A 21,577-nucleotide genomic window follows, 5' to 3' on the forward strand; every position below is an offset into this window, starting at 1 on the left:
TTTACGTATGACGTACTACAAAAGTTTCAATAAAAAAAGCGCTAGTTTTATCCAGCGCTTTTATAATTTAAAGTTAATTTGAATAATACCTACTTTACGAAGAGCATCGTATAAAATAACTAAAGCCGGTCCTAAAAACAACCCGACAAAACCTAAAAGTTTAAATCCAATGTACAAACTAACTAATGCAGCCAAAGGTGAAATACCCATATTTGTAGAAAATACTTTTGGTTCTACTACACGTCTTACTACCGTAATGACTCCAAATAGAATAAATAAGCCGATTGCTAATGAGTCATGTCCTTGAGTAAGAGCAAAAATCCCCCATGGAACGAGCACCGAGCCTGTCCCAAGAATTGGTAAGATATCGACAATTACAATTAATAAACTAAGAAGCGCGGTATACGGAACATCTAATAGCCAAAGTCCTACATAAGCCATTACAAACGTCATGACACTTAAAATAATTTGTGCCTTGATAAAACCAACCCCGGCTTGGATAAGCTGAGTGATGACAACTTGTAGCTTATATTTCGTTTCTTCTGTTAAGAAAGACTTAATTTTATTTTTAATAGCAGGCAGCTCAAGGCTGATAAATACAAGCGCTACTAAATAAATAAGAAACTCTAGTAGAAACCCAGGAACAGTTGCGGCAAAGCTAATGATGATTTCTACCGTACTTTTTAATAGAGAATCTAATGAATTTACGGTTTTTTCAAGCGTGCGCTCGATAGAAGAAATCACTTCCGTAGGAAGAGCGTTTGAATAGTACTTCCACTTAATAATAGTTGGATAAATTGCGGTTTCATAGATTTCTTTTACAAAGGAAGGCGCTATTTTTGAAAGAGCTACCACTTGCGTAACGATTGTCCGAACAATAAAAAATCCAATAAGTATGAGCGAAACAACATATAAAATGAAGGTCATAAGCACTGCGTAGACTCTCTTCATTTTAAAAGATTGATGTAATTTTTGAACAATACCCTCAAGTGCTAATGCTGTTAATAAAGCAAACACAATCGGTAAACTGTAAGGGATTAACAAACATACGATTACTATCGAGGCGATGACCCATATTCGCTTTTTCCACATACTCTACTATCCCCCAACTAGCTAAGCTATCTCTATATTTACTGATAAAGAAAGGAACCAGTGACTGCTTTATGTAAGAATAAAATTTGGATATTTTTATACCTGATGTTACATATTATAGGGTCAATTCCCATAATAATAAAGGAATTATTATGAAAAAAGCTACTTATTCTAATTTTTTGAATAGAATAAGTAGCTTTTAAATTTATAAATTAGCCGGCTCTCATGACCTCTGTACCTTTTTTAGGGTCAAATTTGCCTTCAGATTTAGACATTACAATTGCTGCTAGTGTGTTTCCTACTAAGTTAACAACCGTACGTGCCATATCCATGATTCTGTCTACTCCCGCAATGAAGGCTAATCCTTCTGCCGGAACGCCGATTGTTCCAAGAGTAGCTAGTAATACAACAAATGATGTTCCTGGCACCGCAGCCATTCCTTTAGATGTAACCATCAATACAAGAATGAGCGTCAGCTGTTGAACGATTGTTAAATCAATACCATACACTTGCGCTAAGAATAACGCTGCAATGGCTTGATAAAGAACAGAACCATCTAGGTTAAAGGTATAACCAATTGGTACAACAAACGATACGATAGCTTTTGGACAGCCCATCTTTTCAAGCTTTTCCATAATACGCGGAAGAACTGTCTCAGAACTAGATGTACTGTATGCTAACAACAGTTCATCTTTCATATAGCGGAATAAGTGGAAAATGTTAATTCCTGCCCATTTCGCAATTCCTCCTAATACAACAAGTAGGAAGAAAATTAACGCTAAGTAAACTAAGATAACAAGCTTTCCTAATGAAAGGAGTGACTCTAAACCGAATTTCGAAACTGTTACACCAATTAAAGCAAATACTCCAATCGGAGCCACTTTCATTACTAGGTTTACCACGTGAAACATTGCGTGAGAAACGCCGTCAAAGAATTGAACAACAGGCTTTCCTCTTTCTCCAATTGCCGCTACTCCAAGTGCGAACAATACTGTAAAGAAGATAATTGCTAGCATGTCCCCTTCAACAATTGACTGGAAAAAGTTTGTCGGAACAATGTGTAAGAACGTTTCAGCCACTGACTTTCCTTCTTGCTGTTCGGATGTTTCAACGTATTGTGAAATATCACTCTTCTGTGCTGAATGAATGTCTACACCTTGTCCAGGATGAAAAATATTAGCAACCAATACACCGATTATAATTGCAAAAGTCGTAATAATTTCAAAATAGAGAATGGTTTTAACGCCGAGCTTTCCGACCTGTTTACCGCTTCCTGCTCCTGCAACTCCAACGACTAAGCTTGAGATAACAATTGGAATAACAATCATCTTAATTAATCTTAAAAATAGGTCTCCTAGCGGCTGTAGGTATGTTACTACACGCGGATCGTTAAACCAAATTACTCCTACAAGAACACCGAGGATTAAACCGGTAAAAATCTGCGTAGCCAAACCAAAACGAATTTTTTTCATAGATGTACCTCCCCAAAGATGTATGACATTTGTATATACTTTTCTGAAAAAACAAAAAAAGACTATTCTTAAGAAAGAACAGCCTTTTACTTACGCTATTTTGGGCTCTTTCTCTCAATAAAGCAAACGAGGTTAACTGTCGGATTCGGAATTGAGAGTTTCCTACCTTTTGTAAGGATTCACCCCAAGGCAGCTTTACTGCCGATAATGATTCCCCCGCTCTATACGATTAAGCTTATTATTCAATTTTTATAAAATTAAAACGATCTATACGTTGTCATACGTTTTTTACAGTCAATAAAACTAAACAGAAGTCTTACTTTTACTTAACTTTATACTGCACAAATATTAATTTACTATTTTTCGACACGTTTTGTCAATACCCATGTTTATAAAACGCTTTCAAAAGACAATAATATATATTTATGCAAAAAAGCTATTGCAATGTTGCAATAGCTTTTTCTTGCTTTTTAAGTCTTTATCAGAAGTTTAAATGGCTATAAAATACGCTTATTTATTTTATAAAAATACAAAATATAGAATAGCCGCTAAGACAATTCGATAAATGGCAAACGGAACTAATTTAATGCGGTTGATTAATTTTAAGAAAAAGCGAATCGATATAAGCGCAAAAATAAAGGCGCTGATAAAACCAGCAATAAAAAACGGTAGTGCATCTGATGTGAAATACTGCCAGTTTTTAACCAATGAAAGTCCACTTGCTCCTGCCATAATTGGCACTGCCATAATAAATGTAAAATCTGCGGCTGCCTTATGGCTCATTCCAAGAAGAACCCCTCCTGAAATCGTTGAGCCTGAACGAGAAAAACCTGGCCAAAGAGCAATACATTGAAACAGTCCTATACCTAGTGCTTGTCCATAAGACATTTGGTCCACCGTCTCTACACGCGGACGTTTAGGTCCAAACAAATCTGCTAGAATCATTAATACAGCTCCGACCACTAAGCCAATTAGCACCGTATTTAAAGAAAACAAATGTTCATCAATGTAATCATCAAACAAAAGTCCTAACACTCCTGCGGGTAACAAACCAACAATTACCTGCATTAAATTTAAGCGATTTGTCGGTCCAATTGCAGCAGCTGGTTTTTTTCCCAATCCTAATAAATTAATAAAACGATCTTTAAAAATAACAACTACTGCTAAGATCGACCCTAGCTGAATAACAATCTTAAATGTATTAGCTACTGGAGATGAAAATAATTCTTTTGAATTTAACCACAGGTCATCCACAATAATCATATGCCCAGTTGACGAAACAGGAGCAAACTCTGTTAAACCTTCTACAATCCCTAAAATGATTGCTACAATAATTTCCCACATAAAGCTATGTACCTTGCCTTTCTTTCAAATTAATAAACTTATCGCTTCGTTTTACATGCTCAACTATTTTCCTATTTTGACACTTGCTTTTTTATCATAATTGTTAAAACTATGAAATACAATGTGTATTTGCAAAAAGATAAGAATCTTTAATAATTTGTAATAAAAAGCTTACATGCTACAACCAAAAAACACGATATCAGCTTTTATTTATTTTAAAAAGCAGTCACTATGTTCAGTATAAATTCTGGTCCCTTAGCTAAAAATGAATCATCTAGACTATTTTTCTTTAGTGTGAAAAAATGACTAAATCATTATGTTTTTTCCATCCCCCTTTACTGTCATCTATCATTTTAATCCAATAGGGCTGACTTATACGACATATCCCCCAAGTAATTTGAAACTTTTTTCTCTCTTTTCTCGTATATAGTAGTATCTTTTTTAGGAGGCTTTTTACTATGAATGGAAATGTACGTACAATGAAATGGGTCACTGCTGGGTATGAAGCCTTGCTGGGAATTCCTTTAATTGGCGCGGGGATTGTTATGGGCTTTAGCTATACTCCTCTTTTTATTGGATTTATTCTTCATGCTATCACACTCATTTTAGCTAATAGACGAGGGTTATCTGCTTATGGAAACATACTAGGGCTTGTTACCTCACTGGTTGCTTGGATTCCATTTTTGGGATTTATCATGCATATTATTACAGCTATTGTGATTGCAATCGATGCTGCTAGACAACGCTAATTGTCTAGCTTTTTTTATTTAAGGGTTGATTTTTTACCGAATGATGGTAAACTTAAGCCGTAAATTGAATAATTTGAATGTTATTTCTACTAGGGGTGTCTGATAGCTCAGACTGAGAGAAGAGTGCAATAAAACTCTTTAACCCTTTGAACCTGATTTGGGTTATACCAGCGGAGGGAAGTAGTCTTGAAAAGAATAGTATAGTTTTATTCTTTTTTTGCCTATTCCATCGGGTTCTGTCTATCACAGAACCCGATTTTTTTATGGTTCGGTATAGCTACACTTTATGCGAAACCGGAGGAATATGTAATGTCAAAACAAAATGTATCAGTTTCTATGAAAAAGCCTTTTCCAAACAGTCACAAAGTATATGTCCAAGGATCCAGACAAGACCTTAAAGTACCTATGCGTGAAATTCATCAGTCTCCTACTACAGGGTCTTTTGGTGAAGAAGAAAATAGTCCCGTACGTGTATACGACACGAGCGGTGTTTATACAGATCCCTCTTATGAAATTAATTTACAAAAAGGATTACCAGCTCTGCGCGAAAAGTGGATTGCAGAACGAAACGATGTAGAAACATATCAAGGCCGTACGGTTCAGCCACAGGATAACGGTTATTATGACGGTGATCCAAGAGATCAGTACGAGCGCTTTATCACTAAACGTTTACCTTTGCGCGCGAAAAAAAATCAAAATGTAACGCAAATGCACTATGCGAAAAAAGGAGTCATCACGCCCGAAATGGAATTTATCGCTATTCGTGAACAGATGAATCCTGAAATTGTGCGTGAAGAAGTAGCAAGAGGACGTGCGATTATCCCTAATAATATCAATCACCCTGAGAGCGAACCGATGATTATCGGCCGCAAATTCCATGTGAAAATTAATGCTAATATCGGAAATTCAGCTATTCGTTCAGCTATTGAAGATGAAGTAGAAAAAATGACATGGGCAACGCGTTGGGGAGCCGATACAATTATGGATCTATCAACAGGAAAGGATATCCACACAACACGCGAATGGATTATCCGCAACTCGCCTGTTCCTGTAGGGACCGTTCCTATTTACCAAGCGCTTGAAAAAGTAAAAGGCGTAGCAGAAGATCTAACGTGGGAAGCATACCGCGATACATTAATTGAACAAGCAGAACAAGGTGTTGATTACTTTACTATTCACGCAGGTGTTCTTTTACGTTATATTCCTCTGACAGCGAAACGTACGACAGGTATTGTTTCACGCGGAGGATCCATCTTGGCGCAGTGGTGTTTAGCTCATCATGAAGAGAACTTTTTATATACTCGCTTTGAAGAAATCTGTGAAATCTGTAAAGCATACGATATTGCTATTTCGCTTGGCGATGGGCTACGTCCTGGTTCCATTGCAGATGCTAATGATGAGGCACAGTTCGGTGAATTAGAAACGCTTGGTGAATTAACTAAAATTGCTTGGAAACACGATGTTCAAGTTATGATTGAAGGTCCTGGACATGTTCCAATGCATCTCATCAAAGAAAACGTAGATAAACAAATGGAAATATGCCAGGAAGCCCCCTTCTATACTCTTGGACCGCTTACAACCGACATCGCTCCAGGCTATGACCATATTACATCAGGTATTGGTGCTGCAATGATTGGCTGGTTTGGGACAGCTATGCTTTGCTACGTAACGCCAAAAGAACATTTAGGACTCCCGAATAAAGAAGACGTTCGCGAAGGCGTTATCACCTATAAAATTGCTGCGCATGCTGCTGACCTAGCAAAAGGCCATCCAGGAGCACAAAAACGCGATAATGCTCTGTCTAAAGCAAGATTTGAATTTAGATGGAATGATCAATTTAACCTGTCACTAGATCCAGAGCGCGCAAAAGAATATCACGATGAAACACTTCCCGCTGAAGGTGCTAAAACAGCCCATTTCTGTTCAATGTGTGGACCTAAATTCTGTTCGATGCGTATTTCTCAAGATATTCGTAACATGGCTCAAGAAAATGAAAAAGATGTAAACGAAGTAAGAAAAGAAGGAATGAAAGAAAAAGCTAAAGAGTTTGTTAACAGTGGTTCAAATATCTATCAATAATGAAGTAGAACAGCTTAAAAAACAAATTAAGCAGCTTGAAGGAAAGTTATTATTTGTTCAGCAAAATTGTCAGCACATTATCGTTGAATCCTCACATTCTTCCGTAAGACGCTGCATTAAGTGTTTCTATCAACAAGATGCAAAAAGGACTTCGTAAAGAAGTCCTTTCATCTTTTTTTGAAACGTGCTTTCAGCATGTTCTTGATCCAATATAGTATTTTAATAATAACCCAGCCTATAAATGTACCTAGCGTATTCAAAAAGATATCATCAATATCAAATACTCGTTCCGTTAGCTTGTACTGTAAAATTTCAATCAGAAAACTGATTAAGAAACCAGTCGTAAAGACTTGAATAAAACCGTCAAACCACTTCATAAACAACGGAATAAACATTCCAAGCGGCGCAAACATCACGATATTTCCCAGTATATTTGTCAGAGTGAGCATTATATTACCGCTGTCCCACATCAGACGGATTGTACTAAATAAATCCAAGTTCATTGCTTTTCCGTAAACATGTTCGTTTTCCCGTATGAGAGTAGCATAAATGACCACTGCCCCGTACGCAATAAATAGAATGAACATGACTTTTTTAACGATTGACCTGATGCTTACATTCACTTCAACATCACCTTCTTTGACTCCCCAAACCATTTATTATTATCTATATGTATATGTCCACTGCTTTCATTCGTAGTGAATGGATTTACATGCTTTTTTTATCCTATCACATCAATAAATAAATACAATTCCCTTTTTATTATTTTGTAAACTAACATTTTTCCACTTAAAAAAAGCCATGCGTTTCGCATGACTTTTTTTAATTAATAATTCCACGATGGATAATTTCCACTTGTACTTTCGGATTAATCGAGATGTTTTTATAGTCCTGTCTCCATTTAAGCCTTTTCCATATACTCGGATGATAAGCAGCTGCTTCTCTTCCTATTTCCAGAAAATCACAGTTAGCTTTTTGTAGCTTTCCAACTACTTTTTCAGCTTTTTTTTGTAGAATCTTTTCAATTTCTTCCTGCACCTTTTTTGTCAATGCAGGAGATGACATTTCATTTTTGGTAAATTCATTAATGCTTACTTTTACATGTAGCGGTATGGTTACTTTCGCTCCGTACATCGCATCCGGTTTAAGGTGCATTTTTGCTTTAGCGCCTGACACATCATACGATACTACATACTGTTGATCATGTATGGTAATTTTGTGACTCATAATCATATATTTATCTTTTTGATTTCCTAATAAAAGAAGCACCTTGGATTCCTCAGGATTTAATGTAATGCCTGAAAATTTATCTTCATTAAATAAAGCTGTACCGATTACATCAACGGTCTTATTTTCAGTATTTAATTTCACATAAGGGAGTGCTAGTCCTTTTCCTTCATCAAATAAAACGGTACAAAGTGACTGAAGAGTTTCAACAGGCACTAAAGAATTGACTTCAGCCGTATGAACAACTCCGTCTAAATACTCTCCAATTAGCTCTTCTCCTACTTGCTGTAATTCAACTATGGTACTCGGCTTTCCTTCTACAATGACATACTTAGCTGTCAAAGGACTTTCTGATGTGCGATATAAAACGTCGGATAATTCTAATACACCCTCCTTAGCTAATTGATTTTCAAATAAAACAATTCTTTTTTTAGCAGACATAACAATTCCAGAAACCTGCTGGTTAATTTTTGTACGATCGTCTCGAGGTGAATCCCCTGCTACATGATAGGTTTTATTCACTAATGTCCCTTCTTTAGACGTATAGGAACGGATCGCAATAGTAGAAATCACCTTATCTTTCTTTTTTTCATAAGCCACTGTAGACAAAAACATCGTATCTTTTAACAATTTTTGATCCCAGCATCCTGTTAGAAAACTTAAAATTAAACATATGCTCAATACCTTGATAAGTTTATACTTCATTTTTTACTGTTCCTTTTCTTATCCATGATAGAATTAACAAACAAATAGGAATACAGAAAATGAATACGTAAATTAAGTAGTTAGTTGCCTGTGACAAAGCTGCCACAAGATTATCCGTTCTTGAAAAATAAATAGAAAGACCTGTTACGAATATCAATACAATTGGAACAAACGGACGGTGAGTTTTCTTTTTGAATATTTCCTGCATGCCTACACTTGAAATATACACGTACATAATAAGGGACGTAATAACAGAAATAATCCAAAAAGTAATAAAAACCAAATCGATTCGTTCAATCACTGAGTTTTGTGTCGCCTTCAAAATATATAAAACCGGTTCTGGTACAATTAAAATTTCATCTGGGCTAAAAAACATATAACAAGCAATGATAATATACACATATAAAATCGTAACGATACAATTACTAAGCATGACCATTTTCAATGTCATAGTGGATTTTGCCTTTACAAACGGTGCTAAAATCAAAATGGCTTCAAAGCCTAGCATTGAGATACTTCCTTCTTTTGACGCTAGCAAGATATTTTGAATACCGCTGTGCCCAATCGGAAATAGATACCGGACATCAGCCTCTTTATAAGCATTTGACACCAGTAAGACTAAAATGATTAAAAATACAGATACAATTGTAAAAAAACGCCCTATGTTTCGAACATTCTCTTTTGCAAAATATAGGGCAATAACAACTAATAAAAGGACCAAAACATATGCTGGGGTTAAGTGGTACAGCCAGCGCTTTAACACGTTTACATACAAAACAGTAATAACACTTGAAACAATGATGTAATAAAATACATATCCTACATTTAGAAAATTCCCTATCCACTTACCAAGCAGCTTGCTGGTCATTTGATATAAAGTTAGACCTGGCAACCGATGCGTTAGTCCCCAGTGGAACAATGTAATGACTTGAATTATACACCCGCTAATTAACATGGAAATCCAGCCGTCCGTATGCGCCGTCTTAAATAAGTTATAAGGTAACCCTAAAACACCAATACCAATTTGAGTTTGCAAAATGATAAAGAACAGCTGGCTGGCTGAAATACTATTTTCATTCATTTGAATCCCAATTCCTTATCGCTTTTTGACGTTGGCGTTTTTGAGGCTTAGCGTTAGCAGGCCTTTCATTCAAATAGAGCTGATGCATCCTTATAAAAACATCCTTTAAGCCAGAAAATTTAAATGGCGCAAAAGGGATTAAGTAAGGCATCGTAATAGACTCTAAAATAACTAAATGCATAACAATAAGAACTAGTACAAAAACAATACCCAAATAGCCAAAAGCGGCTGCTCCAATCATCATAGGAAAACTTAAAATCCGCAGCGTGGTACTCATTTCGTTTGACGGCACAACAAAGGAAGAAACGGCTGTTAGAGCAATAACAATAATCATCATATTTGAAACTAAACTCGCCTCAACAATGGCCGTGCCGATAACTAATCCCCCAACGACTCCAATTGTTTGAGCAATTGATGAAGGTAGCCTGAGCGACGCCTCTTTTAGTAACTCTAATATTAAAACCATAATAAACGCTTCTACTATCGGAGGAAACGGAACGTTCTCAAGAGAGCCTTTTACGGTAAAAACTAAGTCTAGAGGAATTAACTCGTAATGAAAAGAAATCGTTGCTATATAAATTGCAGGTAAACTCATCGCAACAAAAAAACTAAATACGCGTAAAAGCCGGAAAAATGAGCCATAAAGTGCACGCGTATTATAATCTTCGGGTGATTGATAAAAAGTAAAAAAGTTAACAGGGGCAATCAATGCAGAACTATTACCATTTGTTAAAACTGCCATTCTTCCTTCTAACAAGTTACCCATTACTCGATCCGGCCTTTCTGTATTCAGCAGCTGAGGAAATGGTGACAGAGGTGAATCTTCTAGAGCCTCTTCAATGACACTCCCACTATCCACTCCATCCACTTCAATTTGTTTGATACGATCAATAATCATATTACAAATTTCTATGTTCGCTATATTTTTCAGATATAAAACTGCTACTCGAGTGCGTGAAATACTGCCTACTTCGATGTAGCGTACAATAAGGCTTCCATCTAAAAATTTTTGACGCATCATGTTTAGATTTTTGTCCAAACTCTCAACAAAACTTTCCTGTGAACCTCTAACCACTTTTTCGTTCAGTGCTTGATTAACTTCTCTTGTAGCCGTTTTGGTAGAGTCAATTGCATACACAAACGAATCATTCTCAATTAGTAGAATAGACGCACCTCGGCTCATTAAACTAATCATTTCATCCAAAACTTTTGCAGGAGTAATCGAAGCGGCCTGTATGACTTCTTTTATCTCTCCTTCTTTTTCTATTAATAAAGGTTTGATAACATGATCGTTTAGCTTCATTGAATCCATAAGAGGGACAAAATAGACTAAAAGTGCACTCTCGTGATTAAATTTCAGCTGTCTTTTCCCTATATCGTTTGAATAATCTAACCGTTCTTCAAGTTCTTTTACAATTTCTTCTATGTTTTTACCAGGTTCAATTTCTGCTTTTTCTTCTGCTTCAAGGGAGATAGGACTTTTTTTCCATTTAGATCTTCGTTTGATTAACAGTGCCACTCACCTGCCTCGATGTCTCTTGTTATTATTCATTGTTTCTAAAAAAATGAATAGTATGTAAAAAATGCAAAAAGACGCAGCGGAAATTTTTTCGCTGCGTCTTTTTAATCTGGAAAATACGGATTCAAATGAATCAGTACTTCTTGAATATTATCATGCTTTTTCATAAGTGTAGCTTTGATTTCTCGTCCTAAATCATGACCTTCCTTAATTGTTTTAAAGTGGTCAATTGAAATACGTACATCCACTAATATGTAATGGCCATGTTCTCTTGCTCGGACGCGATCAATCCGCTTCACATCTTCAAATTCATAAATACTTTCTTCAAGTTCTTTCAGTAGCTCTTCATCAATATTGCCTTCCATTAAGATTTGAAAAGACTCTCCCATCATTTGTCTGGCAATGTTAAAAATTAAATAAGCAACAAAGATACTTGCTATTTTATCTCCGTATAACAGCAGTTGAACATCCATTTTATCACCAATAATGGATAATAAAACACCAATTGCCGCTGCAATAGAAGCAACAATATCTGCTTTATGATCAAATGCAATTGCCTCAATTGCCTTACTGTGGTGCTGCTTGGCTACGTTTAAAGAATAACGGTACAATAATACCTTTGCTATGTATGAAATAACAGCAATCCACATGGCTAAAATATTTGGAGATTCAACCGGATGGAATAAACCAACGACTCCTTCAAATACCACATAAAATGATACAAGCAATAAAATAATTCCTACAATTCCTGAGACAATTACTTCTGCTTTTCCATGCCCGTATGGATGATCATCATCTGCTGGCTTATTTGCTACTCGTATAACCAACAAGACAATAATAGAGGCAAATACGTCCGCTGCAGAGTGAATACCATCAGCAAATACGGCATCACTATTTCCAATCCATCCTACTATTACTTTTCCTAGCGTAAGGGCAATATTGCTCCATACGCTAATCCATGCTACTTTTTTCGCAATGGACTCCCTTATACTATTATTCATTTGCACACCTCGACTTACTTCTTGAAAAATCAGCTTTTTTATCTTATCACTGTTCATTCAAGTGGGTCTAGAGCAACCTATTTTCATTTAGCTATATATGTTTCAGCACCGCAAAATTACTGATAATCCACAACATATCTTTCTTATTTCTCTGCCAACTTCTTACGATCAGTTGCCATTGGAGGTTCTTCCATCCACCCTTGCTCAATCATAATTCGAATTCCATCTTTTCCGTACTTCCCTATACGCCCAATTAGCTGAGAAAATTCTACTGCTACATCCGAACGGAAGGCCATAGACAAACCAGCACCGCAGTTATCAATAGCGATCGTCACCGCTGTAGAAGTATGATACATCATCAGCTTATCTGAAAACGGTGAAATCGTTGAGTTGGTTACATATGCATCAAGCAACCTCGGACTTGGTAAATCAGCTTCAGACAGTAATTCGGTGAAGTGCTTGATTTGCTTACTTGCAAGCTTGACTCCATCAAAAAAATAAGAGCGTAATTTTTGTGTGGTAGCTACTTGACTAAAGGCCAGCATCAGCGTTTTACCTAATACATTTGTATTAACAATTTCTTGAATAGCGGTAACCTCTAAAGAAGTTAAAGGATGCATTTGAGAGAAAAATGGTGATATAAATGTTTTTTCGTCCACAAAATTCACTTTTACAGGATAAGGAATAACCGGAGGTCTCATCAGCATGCTTTTTCTTAAAATAACGTGGTTAGAATTCTCTAAAAGAATGTCGCTTTCTTTTACACATCGAGATAGGTGGTCATAAATATCTTGCCTTCTCACTGCGCTTAGCGCTCTGGCATATTTCTTCATACCTCCAATGGCCATTTCGTTTACATAAATAGCCATAAAAATATCATCGAATAAAGCAGGAACTCCTTTGTTCACATCTTGTTCCCCAAACCCTACTGGAATTGGAATTTTTTCTGAACTGAATAATTCCGTCAATTCGTCTACATGAGTTTGTGAAAACTGATGTGCTTTTTTTAAAAGTTCCTTAATCTCTGGATCTTTTACAACAGATAGAAAATATCCAAGAACGCATACATACAGCGTATCGCCTAAATATTGCGCCCATAAGTAACCTAACTCGGCTGCATTCAACCGCTGATTTTGTTGATGTTTTTGCATTTCACTCTTTATATTTTCGTTCATTCACTTATTCTCCTTTTGGATAAAGTCGTACTTTTACTATCTCCAAAGAAGCGCTGAATAAACCGCATAAAAAAGACCTAGATAACAAGTCTAGGCCTTTTAGGTTATGCATATTTTTGGTCTTCGGTCTCTTTTCTAAAAAAGCTTTTCATCGCATGAAAAACGTCTGATTTTTGTTTTAAAATAAAGTGTCTAAAGCTTTCGTCTTGAATGTTTTTGTACGCAGACATTAAAGTGGAATGTCGATTGTACTGATTTACTTCCCCATACCCAAACATATTTGACACTTTCATTAATTCATTTACTAACTTTACACACCTTGCGTTATCTGAAGTTAAGTTATCACCATCTGAAAAATGAAACGGGTAAATATTGTAACGGCTCGGATCATACTTTTGGTTAATTAATTCAAGCGCTTTTCGGTAAGCAGATGAGCAGATGGTTCCTCCACTTTCTCCTTTGGAGAAGAAGTCTTCTTCTGACACTACTTTTGCCTCTGTATGATGCGCAATAAATTCAATTTCCACCGTTTCGTATTTCGTACGTAAAAAGCGTGTCATCCAAAAGAAAAAGCTTCGTGCCATATATTTTTCCCATATGCCCATCGAACCGCTCGTATCCATCATAGCTAAAACGACTGCTTTCGATTCTGGCTTTATAACTTCATTCCACGTTTTAAATTTTAAATCCTCCGGATAAATAGGATGAAAAGCAGGCTTTCCTGTCATTGCGTTTCGCTTATAAGCGCTCATCATCGTTCGTTTTTTATCAATATTCCCCATCAAACCTGTACGTCGTATATCATTAAATTCAATGTGTTCCACAACAATTTGATCAGATTCTTTTCGCTGAAGATTAGGCAGTTCTAATTGAGCAAATAAAGCCTCTTGAAGCTCCATGAGGGACACTTCCGCTTCAAAGTAGTCTTCTCCAGCCTGATCACCTGCTCCTTGACCTTTTCCTGCTCCTTTTTGACCATCTCCAGCAGATCCGTCACGTGCTACTACATCCCCAACTTTACTGTCTCCATCACCTTGACCCACATGTTTGTTTTTATCATAATTGTACCGAATTCGATATTCATCCAATGATTTGATCGGGATTTTAACAACTTCTCTTCCATTGGACATCACGATATTTTCTTCTGTAATTAAGTCCGGTAAATTATTTTTAATGGCTTCTTTAATTTTTTCTTGATGTCTTTTTTGATCATCGTGGCCTTTACGATGGAGGGACCAGTCTTCTTTTGAGACAGCAAAACTTTTATCTACTTCTTTTCCCACGCTATTCCCCTCCTTATTTAAAAAACACCTGCACGTTTTTACTCGGCATGCATAAGCTATACCGAAAGTTTCTGACAAATACCTTTAGTTCAAAGGTTGGTTACTCTTATCCTATGCGCAAGAATGGTATACTTGCTAACTAATTCTTTTACTATTAACTATTCATTTTATAGTGTCTAGTGTCATGTATATGTTTATGACTTATCATATGATGGTTAAGTGCAATGCGTACTACACACTAGCCTAATTATGCAGAGTTTATTTTAAGAGATAAGAAAAACATGGCACAGATCGGAAGTGCCATGTTTTCTTGTTAGTACTGAGTTATCGATTTAACAAACTTCCTACATAGCGCAGCAGTTCATTAGCAGATACTGAATTGTATCCATGCTCATCAATCAATCGAGCCACTACTTCATTTACTTTCTTCAGCTGCTGCTCATCTGGTGTTTTAGTGGACGTTGTAATTTTCACTACGTCTTTTAAATCTGCAAACAGTTTTTTCTGAATCGCTTCACGTAAGCGTTCATGAGAATTATAGTCAAATCGTTTTCCTTTACGTGCATAAGCGGAAATACGAATTAAGATTTCTTCGCGGAATGCTTTTTTCGCATTTTCTGAAATACCAATTTGTTCTTCAATTGAACGCATTAATTTATCATCTGGATTTAACTCTTCTCCTGTTAACGGATCACGAAGCTTATTTTTGTTGCAGTATGCTTCGACATTATCTAAATAATTATCCATTAATGTTTTAGCAGACTCTTCGTAAGAATAAACGAACGCTTTTTGCACTTCTTTTTTAGCAATTTCATCATATTCTTTACGCGCCAGAGAAATATAATTCAGGTAACGCTCTCGGTCCTCAGCAGAAATAGACGCATGCTGTGCTAACCCTTCCTTCAATGAACGCAGTACATCTAATGCATTGATTGATTTAATATCTTTTCGAATGATGGTAGATGAAATGCGGTTAATGACATAACGCGGATCAATACCGCTCATTCCTTCATCCGTATACTCTTTTTGTAACTCTTCTACGTCTGCATCGTTATAGCCTTCTACAGATTGACCGTCGTATAAGCGCATTTTCTTTAACAAATCGATATCGCCTTTTTTAGGCTCTTTTAATCTTGTTAACGTAGTAAAGATAGACGCAATACGTAGCGTATGAGGGGCAATATGAACATCTGATACGTCACTTTCACGAATCATTTTGTCATAAATTTTTTCCTCATCACTCACTTTTAAGTTATATGGAACAGGCATTACAATAATTCGTGAATGCAAAGCTTCATTTTTCTTATTGGAAATAAACGAGCGATACTCTGTTTCATTTGTATGCGCTACGATTAATTCATCTGCACTAATTAAAGCAAATCTTCCTGCTTTAAAGTTTCCTTCTTGGGTTAAAGAGAGTAAATGCCATAAAAATTTCTCGTCACATTTTAACATCTCCTGGAACTCCATCATTCCCCGGTTTGCTTTATTAAGCTCTCCGTCAAAGCGGTAAGCGCGCGGATCTGACTCAGATCCATACTCTGCAATTGTTGAAAAGTCAATGCTTCCTGTTAGGTCAGCAATGTCTTGAGATTTCGGATCAGAAGGACTGAACGTTCCAATTCCAGTTCGTTTGTCCTCTGAGAAGAAAATGCGTTCGATGATGACGTCTTCAATTCTGCCTCCATACTCTTCCTCTAATCGCATTGTATTTAAAGGAGATAAGTTTCCTTCAATTCGGATACCATACTCTTCAAAGAAGTCTTTACGTAAATGATGTGGAATTAAATGCAGCGGATCTTCATGCATTGGGCATCCTTTAATAGCGTAAACAGCTCCTCGATCAGTAAGCGAATAAGCTTCAAGCCCTCTTTTTAACATGGTCACTAGCGTCGATTTACCACCACTTACTGGACCCATTAAAAGTAAAATACGTTTACGAACATCTAAACGCTTTGCAGCTGGGTGAAAATATTCTTCCACCAAGCGTTCTAGCGAATCTTCAAGTCCAAACATTTGTCCACTGAAAAATTTATAATGTCTTTTACCATTTACCTCTTCAATTCCTGCATCCTTTATCATGTTGTATACTCTAGAGTGTGCAGGCTGAGCAATTAAAGGCTCATCTTTAATCAGCTTTAGGTACTCTTCAAATGTCCCTTCCCACTTAAGACGATTCTCTTCTTCGCGGTATCTTTCAACTTTCTTTAATATATCCATTAAAGGACCTCCCCTACTAGTTATGGTGCTAGTGAACAAGATTAATACAATCTATGCAGCAAAATGTTTGAACATGCTTTTTAAATTGTAAAATTCAGAAATTTGTCCTTGCTAGGCATTCACAGTGAAGTATTTATTAGCTATAATAAAAGAGTAAGAAGGAACGGTTAAATTTTATTAGAGAACTTACGTCTCTAGAAGAGTTATTTTGTCATTATTATCATCATGAGATATGGGAAGTCGGTTTTAACTGCAGTAGCTGTATAATCCTTTTAATTAGATTGAGGAGGAAAATCAATGCGCTTACTTTTAGTATTAGGAGTAACAATTGCTTTTTTAGCATCCATCTTCAGAGCGGGATACAATGATAAACCGGGCGTTAAAAAATAACCACTACATATCATCGTCGACATAAATAAAAAAGCGAGGTTCAAATTTTATTGAACCTCGCTTTTTATTTAAGATAAACCAGCGTAATTTTGTTGACGCAGCGCTTCATAGATTAAAATAGCTGCTGTATTAGATAAATTTAAAGAACGAACATTTTCTGTCATCGGTAAACGAAGACATCTTTCCATGTTCTCTTCAATAATGTGCTTTGGCAGACCCTTTGTTTCTCTCCCAAATACGAAGAAATGATCCTGCTCTAAGTCACTATAATCAAATGTTGTATGTGGCTGTTGACCAAATTTTGTGATGAAGTAAAAGCCTGCTTCAGGATACTTTTCAAATACTTCTTCTAATGAATCATGATACACCACATTTACAAATTCCCAGTAATCCAATCCAGCTCGCTTTAACATTTTATCATCTGTTGAAAAGCCTAACGGCCGAACTAAATGCAGCGTCGTATTTGTTGCTGCACATGTTCGCGCAATATTTCCTGTATTTGCTGGAATTTCTGGTTGAAATAACACTACGTGTACTCCCACAAATTTTCACCTCTGCTAACAAATCTATTCATCATTATACCACTAACTTGCTAAAACGAAAGACTTACCGATCAACGATATGGAAAAAATCATACTTAATCTTTGGCGTGTAAGCCGTTGAATCTTCATAAGCCCAATATCTCATTCGACTATTATACGTGTTCGCATTCACAAGAGGCATACCGTGACCGTCTTTTGCTACAACAATCGTCGTATGATTCCATCTTCCATCTCCTTCAAAATCGTAGCAGATAACGTCTCCCGGGACAAGTTCGCTTGCTGAAGATTTCCTCACAGCCCGAAGTCCTGATTTGGAGTTACTTAAATAGCTGTGCATGGAATGAGCAACGGCCCAGCTATAGCTCCAGGCGTTCCCTCTCATCCACCATCCGTTTGCTTTTTTAGGATACCCCCGCATCGGCGCCTTTCCTGCATGCAAACACTGTGAGATATAGTTGGTGCAGTTTACCTCAAACTGCTTATAACTTTCATTAGGTTTATCCCAATGTTTTTCTGCATACTGAACAGCTGCAAGACGATCATAATAAGAGGCTCTTTCTTCGTCTTCCTCTACTTCTTCTACATCCATTTCAACCTCATCTTCAGAAAAATCCTTTACCAGCAGCTCATCTTGAATAAGTGTATCTTTATAAAAAAGAGCTAAACGATCTTCAATTTCTTCTTCTATATAGAAAAAATCGTTTTGTTTTAAAAATGCCTGAATGTGCACCTTATATAATACTCTTGTTTCTTCCTGATCCGTATGAGCAGATTGAATAGAACCTTTCATATTACATTTTAAAACATCAACTTCTCTTTTTTTTACAAGAGACCGCTTTAGCTCACACTGCTGTTCAATGAAAGGCTTAAAGTCTTCATGAAGCTCACCTTTTACATAGCTGTCCGCACGCGCTTTAATTAAAGTATATAATACATTCCTTTTTGTTAGCATAATGTCACCACTTTTCTAAGCGTTTATTATACGCTATGACTCATTAGCTAACTTTATCAATAAAAATACGGTTTAGATCTCTTGAAGCATCTCTATACCTTTTGACATTTCTTCAATTACTTCTTGATCCTTTTCTTTTTCTCTTAAGTTCATAAGTGTATCTAATGCTTCTTTATCACCAATTTTGCCTAACGCCCATGCCGCCGTTCCTCTAATGACAGGGCGAACGTCATTTTTAATTAACTCAATTAAATCTGGAACAGCGGTTTGGTCTTTAAAATGGGCAAGTGCAATAATGGCATTACGCTGAATTGGCTTTTTCCCTCTCCATGACCCTGAAACATGTCCAAATTTCTCTTTGAACTCACGATTACTCATCGTTAAAAGCGGTTTTAATTTAGGCTTCGCAAGTTCTGGGTCAGGCTCCATCTCAGGGTGAAAATGAAAGTCTTTGCCTTTATTTTCAGGACACACAGTTTGACATGTATCACAGCCATATAAACGATTGCCTAATTTACTTCGAAATTCTTCAGCTAAAAATCCTTTTGTTTGGGTTAAAAAGGCAATACATCGCTGCGAATTCAGCTGACCGCCTGTTACAAGCGCACCGGTAGGGCACACATCCACGCACTTATTACAAGTACCACAGCCGTCTTCTATCGGTTTATCAGGAGGAAACGGGATATCTGTAATCATTTCCCCTAAATACACGTAGGAACCGAATTCAGGTGTGATAATGGCACAGTTCTTACCGCTCCAGCCAATACCAGCTCTTTCTGCTACAGCTCGGTCCGACAGCTCGCCTGTATCTACCATCGATTGAAGGATAGCTGCAGGTACTTTTTCTTTTATGAAAGCTTCAAGCTTTTGAAGCCTATCACGTAAAACCGTATGATAATCTTGTCCCCAAGAAGCACGGCAAAAGATCCCTCGGCGATCTTCCTTTGTGCTCTTTGGTGCATCCTTTAATTTAGAAGGATACGCAAGTGCAATTGAAATAATGGATCTAGCTTTTGGAACAACTAATGTGGGATCTACTCTTTTTTCAATATCAGGTTCCTCAAAGCCTGAAGCATAACCTAACTCTTGCTGTGCTAACAATCGATTCTTTAACTCATCAAACATAGAAGCACTCGCAAATCCAATCTTATCGATTCCAATCTCTTTGCTGTATGAAATAATTTCTTCCTTCAACTGATACGCATTCATAGTGAGTAATAGCCTCCTTTCTAAGAAATTCTATATATTCATGCATTGAACTGTTTTCTCACTCAATGAAATGATAGGATGGTATCTATAAACGAACAAATACTAATTATAATAGAAAGGATCAAAAAAATGAACTTTACATTATCACCCGCTATTAAACAGCTTTGCCCTTCTTTTAAAATGGGAATCATTCAGTATAAAAATATTGAAGTTGGCGATTCTCCTCAAATGCTAAAAGGACGTCTGCGCCTTTTTCAAGAATCCATTTATTTTGACCTTGAGTCAAAAAAAGTAACAGAATTTGAAGGTGTTAGCGAGTGGAGAAAGCTTTTCAAAACATTTGGAACGGATCCAAGTAAATACCGTCCTTCTATAGAAGCTTTAATTCGACGGATAGGAAAACAAACGTATCTTCCTTCTATCAATTCTGCTGTGGACATTAATAACTTTTTTTCATTGCAATATGAAGTACCAATTGGAATTTATGATTCTTCTAATTTAGAGGGCCACGTTGAATTTACTATCGGTAAAAAAGAAGAGTCTTACGAAGCTCTAAATGAACGTAACATTTCTTTAGAAAATAAAATCATTTCAAAAGATGCCCTAGGAGCTTTCGGAAGCCCTTATGTGGATTCTAACCGAGCGTACGTAACTGAAAAGACAACACAAGCTGTACAGTTCATCTATTTAAAACCTTCACTTTCAGAAGAACAGGCTTATAAACTAACTAAATCCTTAAGTGACATGTTCATTCAAATTCACGGCGGCGAAGCAACCTATCAAGTCATTAACTGATGTACGTAAATATAGCGTCTATCTTTTCAAGATAGACGCTATATTTACGCTAAAAATAAAAAACGCAACATCTCAGCTTTGAAAGCGAGACACTGCGTTGTGATAACAATATGTATGGAGCGGGTGATGAGAATCGAACTCACGACATCAGCTTGGAAGGCTGAGGTTTTACCACTAAACTACACCCGCAAATATTATCAAAATTTGTCGACCAATAAGTAAAAATAAAAACAGGAATCATCCTGTCAAGTAAAGCTAAAGTACCGATGGTCGGGGTCGAACCGACACTCCCGAAGGAACACGATTTTGAGTCGTGCGCGTCTGCCAATTCCGCCACATCGGCAAAATAAAAAAGGCAAGTTAAAATTATAAATGGTGCCGAGGGCCGGACTTGAACCGGCACGGTAGTCACCTACCGCAGGATTTTAAGTCCTGTGTGTCTGCCAATTCCACCACCCCGGCAGCTTGTAAATAAATGGAGGCGGCAACCGGATTTGAACCGGTGATAAAGGTTTTGCAGACCTCTGCCTTACCACTTGGCTATGCCGCCATTTACTCAAGACTAAATAACTTTATTAAAATTAAATTGGAGCGGAAGACGAGGTTCGAACTCGCGACCCCCACCTTGGCAAGGTGGTGTTCTACCACTGAACTACTTCCGCAAATATGGCTGGGCTAGCTGGATTCGAACCAACGCATGACGGAATCAAAATCCGTTGCCTTACCGCTTGGCGATAGCCCA

General features: G+C 36.9%; 17 protein-coding genes, 6 tRNA genes and 2 riboswitches. Of the genes, 3 read left to right on the forward strand and 20 right to left on the reverse strand.

All coding sequences use genetic code 11. The annotated features are described in order from the left end of the window. Window positions 1-60: 60 nt before the first annotated feature. The 3 genes from ytvI to ACRPLY_RS25405 form a co-directional block, all read right to left on the reverse strand. The gene (ytvI, locus tag ACRPLY_RS25395; RefSeq protein WP_013055188.1) at window positions 61-1,092 is read right to left on the reverse strand and encodes a sporulation integral membrane protein YtvI; all 1,032 of its coding nucleotides are present in this window, start codon (window positions 1,090-1,092) and stop codon (window positions 61-63) included. A gap of 212 nt (window positions 1,093-1,304) precedes the next feature. After that, complete coding sequence (locus ACRPLY_RS25400; RefSeq protein ID WP_033580866.1) at window positions 1,305-2,564, reverse strand: cation:dicarboxylate symporter family transporter; 1,260 nt, start codon at window positions 2,562-2,564, stop codon at window positions 1,305-1,307. A gap of 106 nt (window positions 2,565-2,670) precedes the next feature. Beyond that, window positions 2,671-2,810, reverse strand: a riboswitch (cyclic di-AMP (ydaO/yuaA leader). A 273-nt stretch (window positions 2,811-3,083) separates the two neighbouring features. Further along, window positions 3,084-3,908 (reverse strand): undecaprenyl-diphosphate phosphatase, encoded by an 825-nt coding sequence (locus tag ACRPLY_RS25405; RefSeq protein WP_028412683.1) that lies wholly within the window; start codon window positions 3,906-3,908, stop codon window positions 3,084-3,086. Between the two features lie 458 nt (window positions 3,909-4,366). On the opposite strand from ACRPLY_RS25405, the gene ACRPLY_RS25410 reads away from it, so the two are divergent. After that, entirely contained in the window at window positions 4,367-4,657 is a 291-nt protein-coding gene (locus tag ACRPLY_RS25410; RefSeq protein WP_014461804.1) for a hypothetical protein, read from the forward strand. 81 nt (window positions 4,658-4,738) lie between these two features. Beyond that, a riboswitch (TPP riboswitch) is annotated at window positions 4,739-4,853 on the forward strand. Between the two features lie 113 nt (window positions 4,854-4,966). Further along, window positions 4,967-6,736: a phosphomethylpyrimidine synthase ThiC gene (gene thiC / locus ACRPLY_RS25415; protein ID WP_028412684.1), complete on the forward strand. Its 1,770-nt coding sequence runs from the start codon at window positions 4,967-4,969 to the stop codon at window positions 6,734-6,736. Window positions 6,737-6,903: 167 nt separating this feature from the next. On the opposite strand, the gene ACRPLY_RS25420 is transcribed toward thiC, so the two are convergent. The 11 genes from ACRPLY_RS25420 to queG form a co-directional block, all read right to left on the reverse strand. Next, window positions 6,904-7,359 (reverse strand): VanZ family protein, encoded by a 456-nt coding sequence (locus ACRPLY_RS25420; RefSeq protein WP_228123026.1) that lies wholly within the window; start codon window positions 7,357-7,359, stop codon window positions 6,904-6,906. Between the two features lie 199 nt (window positions 7,360-7,558). After that, complete coding sequence (locus ACRPLY_RS25425; protein WP_098112435.1) at window positions 7,559-8,668, reverse strand: Ger(x)C family spore germination protein; 1,110 nt, start codon at window positions 8,666-8,668, stop codon at window positions 7,559-7,561. Further along, on the reverse strand, window positions 8,658-9,749 hold the full coding sequence (locus ACRPLY_RS25430; protein WP_432232154.1) for a GerAB/ArcD/ProY family transporter: 1,092 nt from the start codon (window positions 9,747-9,749) through the stop codon (window positions 8,658-8,660). Before ACRPLY_RS25430 ends, ACRPLY_RS25425 begins: the two co-directional genes overlap by 11 nt. Beyond that, the gene (locus ACRPLY_RS25435; RefSeq protein WP_367077748.1) at window positions 9,742-11,268 is read right to left on the reverse strand and encodes a spore germination protein; all 1,527 of its coding nucleotides are present in this window, start codon (window positions 11,266-11,268) and stop codon (window positions 9,742-9,744) included. The genes ACRPLY_RS25430 and ACRPLY_RS25435 overlap by 8 nt, the downstream gene beginning before the upstream one ends. 104 nt (window positions 11,269-11,372) lie before the next feature. Then, on the reverse strand, window positions 11,373-12,269 hold the full coding sequence (locus ACRPLY_RS25440) for a cation diffusion facilitator family transporter (protein WP_226313313.1): 897 nt from the start codon (window positions 12,267-12,269) through the stop codon (window positions 11,373-11,375). Between the two features lie 143 nt (window positions 12,270-12,412). Continuing rightward, window positions 12,413-13,444, reverse strand: coding sequence for a DUF3231 family protein (locus ACRPLY_RS25445; protein WP_028412690.1), 1,032 nt, complete (start codon window positions 13,442-13,444; stop codon window positions 12,413-12,415). 104 nt (window positions 13,445-13,548) lie between these two features. Next, window positions 13,549-14,727, reverse strand: coding sequence for a sporulation protein YhbH (gene yhbH, locus ACRPLY_RS25450; RefSeq protein WP_028412691.1), 1,179 nt, complete (start codon window positions 14,725-14,727; stop codon window positions 13,549-13,551). A gap of 324 nt (window positions 14,728-15,051) precedes the next feature. Next, window positions 15,052-16,947: a PrkA family serine protein kinase gene (locus ACRPLY_RS25455; RefSeq protein ID WP_013055179.1), complete on the reverse strand. Its 1,896-nt coding sequence runs from the start codon at window positions 16,945-16,947 to the stop codon at window positions 15,052-15,054. A gap of 458 nt (window positions 16,948-17,405) precedes the next feature. After that, a complete protein-coding gene (gene trmL, locus ACRPLY_RS25460; RefSeq protein WP_016762878.1) occupies window positions 17,406-17,879 on the reverse strand; it encodes a tRNA (uridine(34)/cytosine(34)/5-carboxymethylaminomethyluridine(34)-2'-O)-methyltransferase TrmL in 474 nt (157 codons plus the stop codon). A gap of 64 nt (window positions 17,880-17,943) precedes the next feature. Continuing rightward, a complete protein-coding gene (locus ACRPLY_RS25465; protein WP_028412692.1) occupies window positions 17,944-18,831 on the reverse strand; it encodes an amidase domain-containing protein in 888 nt (295 codons plus the stop codon). Between the two features lie 72 nt (window positions 18,832-18,903). Further along, the gene (gene queG, locus ACRPLY_RS25470; protein ID WP_033580873.1) at window positions 18,904-20,040 is read right to left on the reverse strand and encodes a tRNA epoxyqueuosine(34) reductase QueG; all 1,137 of its coding nucleotides are present in this window, start codon (window positions 20,038-20,040) and stop codon (window positions 18,904-18,906) included. Window positions 20,041-20,169: 129 nt separating this feature from the next. On the opposite strand from queG, the gene ACRPLY_RS25475 reads away from it, so the two are divergent. Beyond that, complete coding sequence (locus tag ACRPLY_RS25475) at window positions 20,170-20,835, forward strand: B3/B4 domain-containing protein (protein WP_028412694.1); 666 nt, start codon at window positions 20,170-20,172, stop codon at window positions 20,833-20,835. 115 nt (window positions 20,836-20,950) lie between these two features. On the opposite strand, the gene ACRPLY_RS25480 is transcribed toward ACRPLY_RS25475, so the two are convergent. From ACRPLY_RS25480 to ACRPLY_RS25505, 6 genes are all read right to left on the reverse strand, one after another. After that, window positions 20,951-21,024, reverse strand: a tRNA-Gly gene (locus ACRPLY_RS25480). Window positions 21,025-21,096: 72 nt separating this feature from the next. Continuing rightward, window positions 21,097-21,178, reverse strand: a tRNA-Leu gene (locus ACRPLY_RS25485). 30 nt (window positions 21,179-21,208) lie between these two features. After that, window positions 21,209-21,297, reverse strand: a tRNA-Leu gene (locus ACRPLY_RS25490). 14 nt (window positions 21,298-21,311) lie between these two features. Beyond that, window positions 21,312-21,385, reverse strand: a tRNA-Cys gene (locus ACRPLY_RS25495). Between the two features lie 37 nt (window positions 21,386-21,422). Further along, window positions 21,423-21,497, reverse strand: a tRNA-Gly gene (locus ACRPLY_RS25500). Between the two features lie 5 nt (window positions 21,498-21,502). Then, window positions 21,503-21,577, reverse strand: a tRNA-Gln gene (locus tag ACRPLY_RS25505).

The sequence above is a fragment of the Priestia sp. TGN 0903 genome (assembly GCF_050846855.1).
GTDB classification, from domain to species: Bacteria; Bacillota; Bacilli; order Bacillales; family Bacillaceae_H; genus Priestia; species Priestia zanthoxyli.

Coding starts and splice junctions, on each gene's coding strand:
- ytvI (WP_013055188.1), bottom strand. CDS start 1,092: ATGTGGAAAAAGCGAATATGGGTCATCGCCTCGATAGTAATCGTATGT.
- ACRPLY_RS25400 (WP_033580866.1), bottom strand. CDS start 2,564: ATGAAAAAAATTCGTTTTGGTTTGGCTACGCAGATTTTTACCGGTTTA.
- ACRPLY_RS25405 (WP_028412683.1), bottom strand. CDS start 3,908: ATGTGGGAAATTATTGTAGCAATCATTTTAGGGATTGTAGAAGGTTTA.
- ACRPLY_RS25410 (WP_014461804.1), top strand. CDS start 4,367: ATGAATGGAAATGTACGTACAATGAAATGGGTCACTGCTGGGTATGAA.
- thiC (WP_028412684.1), top strand. CDS start 4,967: ATGTCAAAACAAAATGTATCAGTTTCTATGAAAAAGCCTTTTCCAAAC.
- ACRPLY_RS25425 (WP_098112435.1), bottom strand. CDS start 8,668: ATGAAGTATAAACTTATCAAGGTATTGAGCATATGTTTAATTTTAAGT.
- ACRPLY_RS25430 (WP_432232154.1), bottom strand. CDS start 9,749: ATGAATGAAAATAGTATTTCAGCCAGCCAGCTGTTCTTTATCATTTTG.
- ACRPLY_RS25440 (WP_226313313.1), bottom strand. CDS start 12,269: ATGAATAATAGTATAAGGGAGTCCATTGCGAAAAAAGTAGCATGGATT.
- ACRPLY_RS25445 (WP_028412690.1), bottom strand. CDS start 13,444: ATGAACGAAAATATAAAGAGTGAAATGCAAAAACATCAACAAAATCAG.
- ACRPLY_RS25455 (WP_013055179.1), bottom strand. CDS start 16,947: ATGGATATATTAAAGAAAGTTGAAAGATACCGCGAAGAAGAGAATCGT.
- ACRPLY_RS25465 (WP_028412692.1), bottom strand. CDS start 18,831: ATGCTAACAAAAAGGAATGTATTATATACTTTAATTAAAGCGCGTGCG.
- queG (WP_033580873.1), bottom strand. CDS start 20,040: ATGAATGCGTATCAGTTGAAGGAAGAAATTATTTCATACAGCAAAGAG.
- ACRPLY_RS25475 (WP_028412694.1), top strand. CDS start 20,170: ATGAACTTTACATTATCACCCGCTATTAAACAGCTTTGCCCTTCTTTT.